The organism is Gemmatimonadota bacterium, from assembly GCA_009841265.1.
In the GTDB taxonomy this organism is placed as follows: domain Bacteria; phylum JAAXHH01; class JAAXHH01; order JAAXHH01; family JAAXHH01; genus JAAXHH01.
The window spans coordinates 714,187-724,211 of record VXMB01000007.1; the positions used below are offsets into that span (position 1 = coordinate 714,187).

8 protein-coding genes are annotated in these 10,025 nt (G+C 64.2%); 3 read left to right on the top strand and 5 right to left on the bottom strand.

From position 1 onward, the window contains the following. Positions 1-61: 61 nt before the first annotated feature. The 5 genes from F4X08_04970 to lpxB form a co-directional block, all read right to left on the bottom strand. Positions 62-1,087 carry a nickel transporter gene (locus tag F4X08_04970; protein MYD25145.1) on the bottom strand — a complete coding sequence of 342 codons (1,026 nt, stop codon included), beginning with the start codon at positions 1,085-1,087 and terminating at the stop codon, positions 62-64. A 327-nt stretch (positions 1,088-1,414) separates the two neighbouring features. Further along, positions 1,415-2,956 carry a glutamine-hydrolyzing GMP synthase gene (gene guaA / locus F4X08_04975; protein ID MYD25146.1) on the bottom strand — a complete coding sequence of 514 codons (1,542 nt, stop codon included), beginning with the start codon at positions 2,954-2,956 and terminating at the stop codon, positions 1,415-1,417. A gap of 70 nt (positions 2,957-3,026) precedes the next feature. After that, a complete protein-coding gene (gene lpxK, locus F4X08_04980) occupies positions 3,027-5,426 on the bottom strand; it encodes a tetraacyldisaccharide 4'-kinase (protein MYD25147.1) in 2,400 nt (799 codons plus the stop codon). A gap of 39 nt (positions 5,427-5,465) precedes the next feature. Beyond that, on the bottom strand, positions 5,466-6,125 hold the full coding sequence (locus tag F4X08_04985; protein ID MYD25148.1) for a lysophospholipid acyltransferase family protein: 660 nt from the start codon (positions 6,123-6,125) through the stop codon (positions 5,466-5,468). Beyond that, positions 6,122-7,345, bottom strand: coding sequence for a lipid-A-disaccharide synthase (lpxB, locus tag F4X08_04990; protein ID MYD25149.1), 1,224 nt, complete (start codon positions 7,343-7,345; stop codon positions 6,122-6,124). The genes F4X08_04985 and lpxB overlap by 4 nt, the downstream gene beginning before the upstream one ends. Positions 7,346-7,515: 170 nt before the next feature. Between lpxB and F4X08_04995 the strand changes: the two genes are divergently transcribed. From F4X08_04995 to F4X08_05005, 3 genes are all read left to right on the top strand, one after another. Continuing rightward, positions 7,516-8,547, top strand: a complete 1,032-nt coding sequence (locus tag F4X08_04995; protein ID MYD25150.1) for a lactonase family protein — start codon at positions 7,516-7,518, stop codon at positions 8,545-8,547. 4 nt (positions 8,548-8,551) lie between these two features. Continuing rightward, on the top strand, positions 8,552-9,886 hold the full coding sequence (locus F4X08_05000) for an HlyD family efflux transporter periplasmic adaptor subunit (protein MYD25151.1): 1,335 nt from the start codon (positions 8,552-8,554) through the stop codon (positions 9,884-9,886). A 23-nt stretch (positions 9,887-9,909) separates the two neighbouring features. Next, on the top strand, positions 9,910-10,025 hold a 116-nt coding region (locus F4X08_05005; GenBank protein MYD25152.1), incomplete at its 3' end, for an ABC transporter ATP-binding protein.

The following is a 10,025-nucleotide window of genomic DNA, read 5'->3' on the forward strand; positions in this document are numbered from 1 at the left end:
GTTGTTGCAACATGACCATTTGTAGACCTTTTGTGCGGAAGCTAGAGTTGATTTCCGTCCTTTACAAACCGACTGCCGTTTTCAGTGCAAACGACGCGTTCAGCGCCCACAATCCCAGCAGTACCAGAAGCGTGCCGCCAAGCGCACCCAGGCCAGCGCCCGCCAGCGTCCACAGCGGTGATCGGTGAGCGACCACCGTACTCGCCCATGCCCTCGCCTCCGTAGCAATGATGGCCAGGACGACAATGGTGATCGCGGTACCTATGGACATAGCGATCACGGAGAGCGCGCCATACCAGATCAGATCCATCGCGGTAGCAAGAATCAGCACAAACACGGCTCCGCTGCAGGGCCGCAGTCCAATGGACAAAACCACGCCAGCCGCCGCGGGCCGGCTGCCGACCATATCGATCTCGGCCGCACTGGGCATATGCCGACAGCCGCTGCCCGCCCCATGAACAGGGTCGGCAGGAACGTGGCGGACTTCGCCGGCTACGCGCCGCAAACTGCGAACGCTTTCGGACAAGACGCCAGCCGCGCGTACCAGCAAGTAGAGACCGACGAGGGCAAGCAACGTGAAACTGGCCCGCGTCGCCCACAGTGATGCCGTTTCTGTATCTATCGGCAGCCGGCCGGCCAATCCGATCGGTACGCAAACCAGCACCAGAGCCGTCACACCCTGAAGCAGCGCAGCGGCGGCGCCCATGGCAATACCGTGATTCAACCGGCTTCGGTGGGTCAACAGGTAGGTCGTCAACACGATCTTCCCGTGTCCGGGCCCCGCGGCATGCAAGACACCGTAAATAAAGCTCGTCAGCACCAAAGCCCAGCCAACGCTATCCTTGCCACGCAACGATTCAAACTCCCGCATCAAGCCCATGAGGAATTCATTCTGCAATGCCCAGATCCAGAGCGCTACCTGGTCCCAGATCGCAACTCCCTGTCTGTTGTCGGCGTGACCGTCACCCGTGGATTGTTCGGCGGCGACATTCTCGACCGGCAGCATTGTTGTCGCGTGGATATCCATCGAGTACGCGACGGCACACAGGCATGCAAGAAGGAACCACATGTTGCAACGGACCCGCATCGAACAGTCACCTTTTCGGCAAACGGCAGGCCGACGTTATCTCCACAGCCAATATCGATTACAAGCGGGTAATCGCCATTCGATAATGTTATGTTATAACGTAACGAATAATAACCAAAAGAAACACGTTGTCAAGCCCAAGATTGCCTGTTCCGCAAAATGGTAGTTTGTGAATGCTCGACCGTGCCAGGCAGGCGCCGGCTCAATATAAAAAAGCCCGCTATTATACGGACTTACGTGTGTTCTGAAATTTCCGGGTGCCAGCCGGAGTTGGAGAGGCGCCAAACGGTGCTGGAGGGTGTCTCAGGACGGGTACCGGACGTGGGCTCATTCCCATTCGATGGTGCCGGGAGGCTTGGAACTGAGGTCGTAGACCACGCGGTTTACGCCTCGCACTTCGTTGATGATGCGGTTCGACACGTGCGCTAGGAAGTCCGTGGGCAGGCGCGCCCAGTCGGCCGTCATGAAGTCCAGCGTGGTCACGGCCCGGAGGGCAATGACGCGCTCGTAGGTGCGGGCGTCGCCCATCACGCCGACGGTCTTGACCGGGAGCAGCACGGCCAGCGCCTGGGAGACTTCGTCGTACAGGCCGGCCCGGCGCAGTTCGTCGATGAAGATCTTGTCCGCGTCCTGCAGCATGGCCACGCGCTCGCGGGTGACTTCTCCCAGCACGCGGATGCCGAGACCAGGGCCAGGGAAAGGATGGCGGTTGATGATCTCGTCGGGCAGGCCGAGTTCCCGTCCCACGGTGCGCACCTCGTCTTTGAACAGGTTCCGGACCGGTTCGAGCAGTTCCAGTTCAAGGTCGTCCGGCAATCCGCCCACGTTGTGGTGGGTCTTGATGACGCTGGCCGGGCCCTTCACGGAGGCGCTTTCGATCACGTCGGGGTAAAGGGTGCCCTGGGCCAGGATGTGGACGCCGCGCAACGAGGTCAGTTCGCTTTCCAGGACGCGAATAAACTCGTCCCCGATGATCTTGCGCTTCTGTTCCGGTTCCTCCACGCCTTTCAGCCGGTCCAGGAACCGGTCCGAAGCGTCGACGAACCGGAACCGGGCGTTGATGGTTCGGCGGTAGGTCTCCTCGACCTCCCGGGCCTCGTTCTTCCTGAGCATGCCCGTGTCCACGAAGATGCAGGTCAGGCGGTCCCCTATGGCCCGGCCGATCAGCGCCGCCACGACCGAGGAATCCACGCCGCCGCTGGCGAAGCAGGCCACGCGGCGCTCGCCCACGGTCTCCCGGATGGAGGCCAGGGCCTCGTCGATGAAGGTCTGCGGCGTCCAGCTTCCTTCGCAGCCGCATATGGCGAATACGAAGTTCTCCAGGATCTCGCGACCCTGGACCGTGTGCACCACTTCGGGATGGAATTGCACGCCGTAGATCCGGCGGTCCAGCTGGGCGACTGCGGCGATATGTCCGTTGTCGGAGCAGGCGATGACGTCGAAATCCGGCGGCGGCGCCTTGAGCTCGTCGCCGTGACTCATCCAGACCGTCATGCGCTCCGGCAGATCGCGGAACAGGGGCGTGTCGCCCGTCGTACGGATCCCCGCGTTGCCGTATTCCCGGGTTCCGGCGTGGGCGACCTCGCCTTCGTGGTAATGACCCATGAGCTGCAGGCCATAGCAGATCCCGAGGATCGGCTTGCCCGCCTCGAATATGCCCGGATCCGGATGGGGCGCGTCTTCCCCGTACACGCTGGCCGGACCACCCGAAAGGACGATGCCGGTGACGTTGCGCGCCAAGAGTTCGGACGCCGGCGTATCGTAGGGCAGCACCTCGCAATAGACGTGGCTTTCCCGTATGCGCCGCGCGATGAGCTGCGTGTACTGAGCTCCGAAATCGAGGATGGCAATCCAGTTCGAGTCAGCCATTTATTGAATTTCAGATGGATGAAAGACGGGGGCCGTCACATTAACGTACAGGTTAGATAATATAGCCGGTTCATCGCATTTCGTCCAGCGTTGAACGTATTTCCTCGAGTGCAGGTTCACCCGAGGTCAGTCGGAGCGCGATATCCAGGGCGACCAGGTGTTTTCTGACGGCGTGGTCCGGGATCCGGACGGCGTCTTTCTCCGTGGTGACGATGCATTCCGCGCCCGATGCTTCGGCCAGGGACCATGCCCGGTCCAGGTCGGACGAGGTGAAGGGGTGGTGATCCCGGTACGCCAGGACCCGGGTCACGCGTCCGCCGGCGTCCGTAACCGTCTGCACGAAGGAAGCCGGATTGGCGATCCCGCAGAGGACGAGCACCTCGCGGCCGGCCAGCCATTCTGGCGGGAACTGGGTACTGTCGTCTAGGCCGTTGTCCAGGCGCCGCAGGCCCGCGGGTTCATAGACGGCTTCGATGATCGCCAGGTGGGGGAACTCGTCCTTGATACGCGCCGTGTCGACCGCCGCCGAACGGGTCTGGTCCGTCCGTGTCAGCACCAGAGCACGGGCGCGCCGGAGCGAGGAAACCGGTTCGCGATAGGGGCCGGCGGGGAGCAGGCGCCCGGGGTTGAGGCGGCTGGTGGCGTCATGCACCACGATGTCTACTGCGCGGGCCGTGCTCCTGTGCTGGAATCCGTCGTCCAGCAGCAGCACGTCCGCCCCGTGCCGGTCTATGGCCAGCCGACCCGCCGCCGTGCGGCTCGGGCCGACAACCACGGGCACATCCGGAAGGGTCGAGGCCAGGAAGGCCGGTTCGTCGCCCGCCTCCTGCCAGGGGGTGCCCGGTCTGACCGTCTGGGTCGCGTGGGAATTCCTGCCATATCCGCGACTCAGCACGGCGGGCCGGTAGCCGGCGTCCCGCAGCCTGCGGGCAAGGTATCTCACCACGGGCGTCTTCCCCGCGCCGCCCGCGGTCAGTGCGCCTACGCTGAACACCGGGACCGGCAGCCGGTCGGAAGTCAGCAGTTTCCTATCGTACAACCCGTTGCGTAACCGGACCGCCATGCCCATCAGCAGGGACGCGGGCAGCAGAGCGACGCGCATGAAGCGAATGGCCGGAGCGCGCTCGCCGGGGTCCATCAACCGGATAATGAACGGCGTGCGTTGCGGATAGTGCCGCGGCTCGGTTTCGCCGGATCTGTTGGGGTCCGGTTCGAGGATCCGCCGGTCGACCAGGTCCAGGGTGCGGTCCACGGCCCTGGAGCATTCGAGCACGGCCTGTCGGGCGGCCGCGCCGGTCCGCGCACGCTTCCCCGGGTCATCCAGCAATTCGAGCCATTGACGGGCGAGTTCGTCGCTGTCGTGAACGACCATTCCGCCCCCGGTCCGCAACAGGGCCGCCGCGCTCGCCCGGACGTTCTCGATGTGGGGGCCGAACAGAACGGGGACTCCGCATGCAGCCGGTTCCAGCACGTTGTGGCCACCGAGGGGAACCAGCGTGGCGCCGACGAAAGCCATATCCGCGGCAGCGTACATGGCCGCCAGTTCGCCCATGGTATCCAGGATGATTACGTCGGCGGGACCACCCAGGTGCGTCCGAAGGGCGAACCGCAGGCCGGCCGCCTCCATCATCTGCTCGGCCGGGGGTATGCGCTGGAGGTGCCGGGGCGCCCAGATCATTTTCGCCTCGGGATACCGTTCCCGTACGCGGACGAAGGCCGCCAGCACGGCGCGTTCTTCTTCCACGGGCCGGGGGCAACCCGCCATGATGACCGGTTCGAACGCGGACAGGCCGAGTTCACGACGGAGCGCTTCCCGCCCGGGTCCCTTCTGCTCGGCTGCGAGGTCGAACTTTACGTTTCCGGTTACCCGCACCCGGCCCGGGTACGCGCCGAAGGTTATGAACCGTTCCCCGTCGAGCGCATGCTGGACGCCCACGGCGGCCAGCCGCCGCAGCATGTGCCTGAACAACGGCTTCACGAAACGGTTTCGCGCGAGACTGCGATCCGACATGCGGCCATTCACCAGGGACACGGGGCAATCGTGGGCGGCGGCCGCCCCGAGCATGCCGGGCCAGAGTTCCCCTTCGAGCAGCACCAGTGCGCGGGGGCGTACCTGTCTGAACACCCGTCGGACGATGAAGGGCGCGTCGAGGGGCGCCAGTCCGAAGTACCGGGCCCGGGGTACGTGCTGCCTGGCATAGGCCAGGCCGGTTTCCGTCATCGTGGTGACCAGCACCTGGATACCGGGATGGCGTTTCGCGAATCCTTCGATCACGGCCGCCAGGCCGGTGGCTTCGCCCACGGACGCGCAGTGGAACCAGACAACCGGGCGGTTTTCCCTGTCGGGGACGAGCGGCCGCTGGCCGAGCCGCTGGCGCATCCCGTACCGGTCCAGGATGGACAGGCAGGCCAGGACCGGCGAAAGCAGCACGGTCAGCGCGGAATACAGTAAGGTGTACACAAAGACCATGTCAGGAATCTGCCGCTTCTTCAGGAATCTGCCGGATATTCAGGACGCAACGAGACTTCGTCCGGCAATTTCGCGTGCATCCAACAGGCGTCGCTGGAGTTCGGCCCTGAACGGTTCAAGGCGCTCGACCGGCGCGTCTCCAGGCACGGTCATCGGTTCTCCGAAGGCAATCGCCGCCCTGGAAAAGGGGCGCGGTACCATGAAACGGTCCCAGCTCGAAAGCAAGCACGCTTTGTTCGAGGCGACCGCGAAGGGCACGATGGGAAGCCCGGACCTCCCGGCGATGATGAGCGTGCCCGGCTTGACCTGGAGCCGGGGGCCGCGAGGACCGTCCACGGTCACCCCCAGGTCGTCGCCGGCCGCGCCGGCCGCCGCCATGCGGAACAGGGCGCGCGTTCCCCCCCGGGTGGAAGATCCGCGTATGGTCCCGTATCCCATGCACTCGATGGCCCGGGCAATCCACTCGCCGTCCCGGTGCTGGCTCACCAGTACCTGTATCCCCTGCCGGCGAAAGGCATAGGTGGCCACCAGCAAGCCCTCGTGCCAGAAGGCGTATATTACCTGCCGACCGCCTTCCCGCGCTTGCTCGAGGTATTCCGCTCCGATCCTTCGGATGGAGAGCGTCCCTCCGAGCAGACTTATGGCCCCGGCGCTCAGTTTACCTATCAAGGAATTTACGGAGCTTTCAAGACCCGTCATCGACGGCCCCTTCCCCGCGCGGCCCCTTCCCCGCTCGGTCCGCTTTCCCGATCATCCGTTTGATGCTCGTCCGCGCCTTTCGCCATGTCCAGGGCCAGGTTGGCGACGCGCGACGACGCGCCCGGCGTACCCAGGCGGGTCCGTACTTCCCGTAGTTCGCGCGCCATGGCCTCCCGTTTTACCGGGTCCTTCAACAGCTCCAGGACCACGGGCGACAGCGATTCCGGTTCGACTGCGTCCTGGAGGAATTCCGGTGCGATGCGCCGGCCCGCGACCACGTTCACCAGGCCGATGTCCGGTATGCTGACTAAGCGCCGGGCGATCCACCAGGACATGCGTGACATGCGGTAGAGGACCAGCAGGGGCGTGCCGAAGCAGGCGGATTCCAGGGTTGCCGTTCCCGAGGTCACGAGCAACAGGTCGGCATGGTTCATCACCTCGTAGGTGCTTCCTTCCACCACGGGCACCCTCCTCGCGTCTTCTTCCAGGGCCGCATTCCCCGCGAGACACGCCGTCAGGTCGGTCCTGGAGACGGTTGGCGCCAGTCCGATGACCCCCTGGGTTCCGGGCAGCTCCTGCCGGACAGTCTTCAGGGTGCCGGCCATCGCGGGGAGCATGCGCTCCACTTCCATGACACGGCTGCCTGGCAACATCCCGATGATCGGACGGTCCGGATCGAGGCCCGCGGCTTCGCAGAATTCGGTCCTGGATTGCCGGCTCTCGAGCACCTCCAGCAGGGGATGGCCGACGAAGACGACCTTTCCCCCGGCTTTCTCGTACAGTTCCACTTCAAATGGAAAGACCACGGCCATGCAGTCCACGTTCCGGACGATGGCGTGGATCCGCCGCGGCCTCCAGGCCCAGACCTGGGGACTGATGTAGTAGAGGACCGGGATGCCCCGCTTGCGCGCCTTGCGGGCGAGGCGGAGATTGAAATCGGGGTAGTCGATGAGGATGACCAGATCGGGCCGACGGGATTCGAGGAGACCGTCCAGCCGGCGCAACGCCCGGCGAATGAAAGGCAGATGCCGGACGACCTCGGTAAGGCCCATTACCGAGAAGCGATCGATATGATAGACCAGCGTGCAGCCGGTCCGCTCCATGCGTTCCCCGCCGACGCCGAAAATATCGATTCCCGGACGCCTGGCCTTGAGCGCGGCCACGACCCCCGCTCCGTGCATCTCGCCCGACGCTTCTCCGGCGATGATCATGATCCGCAATGGCTTCGACTCCTTCGTATGAACACGTCGTGTCGTTCCAGCCGTGGAGTACGGTTGCAGCGACGGGCATATTGAATCCAAAATACACTTTGAGGACGCAACCTCGGAGTTTATTTTGAAGTCTTACCCGTTAAGGTAGTCTTAAACAAAAAACAGGAGATCGGAAAAGCATGGCTGATTCCCCGTCAGGACGCACCGTAGTTTTCGTCTCGTTGACCGGTGACGAGCAGGTGAAGGCTTACGACCAGGACCGGGAGACGGGTGCCCTGACCCTGCGGTCCACCAGCGACGCCCACGGTCCGTCCGGAGCGCTCTGCCTGCATCCGGCGGGCAACCTCATGTACAACGCCCACGTGGAATCCACCACGCTCGCGTCCTACAGGCTGGACACGGACTCCGGCGAACTCTCCCTCGTCAACAAGGTAGATACCGGCATCGGGATCCCCGCGCACCTCGTTACGGACCGTCGCGGCCGTTTCCTGCTGACGGTATACTACGGGGGCGGCGGCATCACCGTGCACCGCCTGGGCGGGGACGGCGCGATCGGCGAGCTCGTGCAGTACATCAACACGGGCGAAAAGGCCCATGCCGTCTGCCTGGCGGTGGAGGACCGGTACGTGATCGTCCCCCACGTCTGTCCCACCAATAAGACCAACCAGTTCCGATTCGATGCGGAAACGGGGCAGCTGACCTCCAACGAACCCGCGGTACTGAATCCTCCGGACGAAAACACGGGCCCCCGGCATATCTGCTTCCGGCCGGGAGGCGACGTGGCGTATATTGTCAATGAACAGGGCAACACGGTGACGGCCCATCACTTCGATGCGGACAGCGGCACCCTCGAGATCTTCCAGAACGTATCGACCCTGCCTGATGACTGGGAGGAGGGTGGGGCTACTGCCCACGTGGAGGTGCACCGGAACGGGAAGTGGGCCTATGCCTCCAACCGGGGGCATGACAGCATCGTGGGCTACGACGTGGCGGCCGACGGCGCGCTGAGCGCCTTCGGGCACGTTTCGGTTCCGGCCAGTCCGCGGTCCTTCAACGTCGATCCGGATGGCCGGTTCCTCTATTGCGCCGGTGAGGCCGCGGGCGTGATGACGGCCTATCGCGTGGACCCATCCGACGGGACCCTGCATCCGCTGCGGGATTATAACGTGGGCGACAAGCCATTCTGGGTAATGGCGACGACCCTGGGATGAGTGAATGAGCGACAAGCGTCAAAACGGCGAAGAGTCCAAGGGCCTGGTGGGCATGTTCACGGCTGAGCGGCAGCGTGAGCAGGACAACACCATGGACCGAAGGATCGAGAAGAAGCGCTTCACCCCGCGCCGGATCACCATCGGCGGCCTGGCGGCAGCGGTGATCGCCTTCGGAGTCTACGTGCTGCTCAGCGTCAACCCGTCCTCGCTGAACGTGGACGCCGAGAAGCTGACCCTGGCCCCGGTGACCTACGGCCCCTTTCTCGAGTACATCGTGGAGCAGGGAGAGGTGATGCCGCTCACGACGATCTACCTGGACGCCGTGGAGGGCGGTCGCGTGGAGGAGGTCTACGTGGAGCAGGGCACCCACGTCGAAGAAGGCACGCCGATCCTGCGGCTTTCCAACGCTAACCTGCAACTCAGCGTCATGCAGCGCGAGGCCGAGCTCTTCCGCGAGGTGAACCGGCTCAGGGAGACGCGGGTGACCATGGGGCAGCGGCGCCTGAGCATGCGCGCCGGACTGGTGGAGACGGAATACAAGTTGCGCCAGGCCGAGCGGGAGTACGCGCGCCAGGACGAGATGTTCAAGGCGGACCTGACCTCGCGCCAGGAATACGACGAGGCCAAGGACAACCTGGAGTACCTGACAGCCAGGCGGGACGTGACCGTCGAGACCTTGCACCAGGATTCGCTCTTCCAGACGATCCAGATTCGGCAGCTGGAGGAATCGATCGACCGGCTGCGCCTGAACCTGGAACTCATCAAGCAGAACGAGGAGAACCTGACCATACGTGCGCCGATCACGGGACTGCTCTCCTCGCTCATCGCCGAGGTGGGCGAGTCCAAGCCCGGCGGCGACCGGCTGGGGCAGGTCGACGTGGAGGACGAGTTCAAGGTGCGCGCGGCCATCGACGAGCATTACATCGCCCGCATCCGGTCCGGGCAGGCCGGTTCCTTCGATTTCGCGGGAGGGACCTACGACCTGGTGATCAGCCGGGTGTATCCCGAGGTGATCGAAGGGCAGTTCGAGGCGGACATGGAGTTCCCCGAAGGCATGCCCGAGGGGCTTCGCCGCGGCCAGACGCTGCAGGTGCGGATCGCGCTGGGCGAACTGGTCGACGCCATGCAGGTGCCCCGGGGCGGTTTCTACCAGAAGACGGGCGGGCGCTGGATCTACGTGCTGGATCCCACGGGCGAGGTCGCCGTGCGTCGGGATATACGGCTTGGACGGCAGAACAGCCAGTACTTCGAGGTCCTCGAAGGGCTCGAAGAGGGCGAAACGGTCATCACCTCCATGTACGACAACTTCGGCGACATGGAAAGACTGGTCTTGCAGTAATCATCACATCACGGGAGCAAACCATGATCAGGACAGAGCATCTCAAGAAACTCTACGCGACGGAAGAAGTGGAGACGACGGCGTTGAACGACGTGACCATGGCCGTGGACCAGGGCGAGTTCGTGGCGGTCATGGGGCC

Excerpts from the sequence above, each read along its gene's own strand:
- F4X08_04995 (MYD25150.1), top strand. The coding sequence starts at position 7,516 with ATGGCTGATTCCCCGTCAGGACGCACCGTAGTTTTCGTCTCGTTGACC.
- F4X08_05000 (MYD25151.1), top strand. The coding sequence starts at position 8,552 with ATGAGCGACAAGCGTCAAAACGGCGAAGAGTCCAAGGGCCTGGTGGGC.
- lpxK (MYD25147.1), bottom strand. The coding sequence starts at position 5,426 with ATGGTCTTTGTGTACACCTTACTGTATTCCGCGCTGACCGTGCTGCTT.
- F4X08_04970 (MYD25145.1), bottom strand. The coding sequence starts at position 1,087 with ATGCGGGTCCGTTGCAACATGTGGTTCCTTCTTGCATGCCTGTGTGCC.
- F4X08_04985 (MYD25148.1), bottom strand. The coding sequence starts at position 6,125 with ATGACGGGTCTTGAAAGCTCCGTAAATTCCTTGATAGGTAAACTGAGC.
- guaA (MYD25146.1), bottom strand. The coding sequence starts at position 2,956 with ATGGCTGACTCGAACTGGATTGCCATCCTCGATTTCGGAGCTCAGTAC.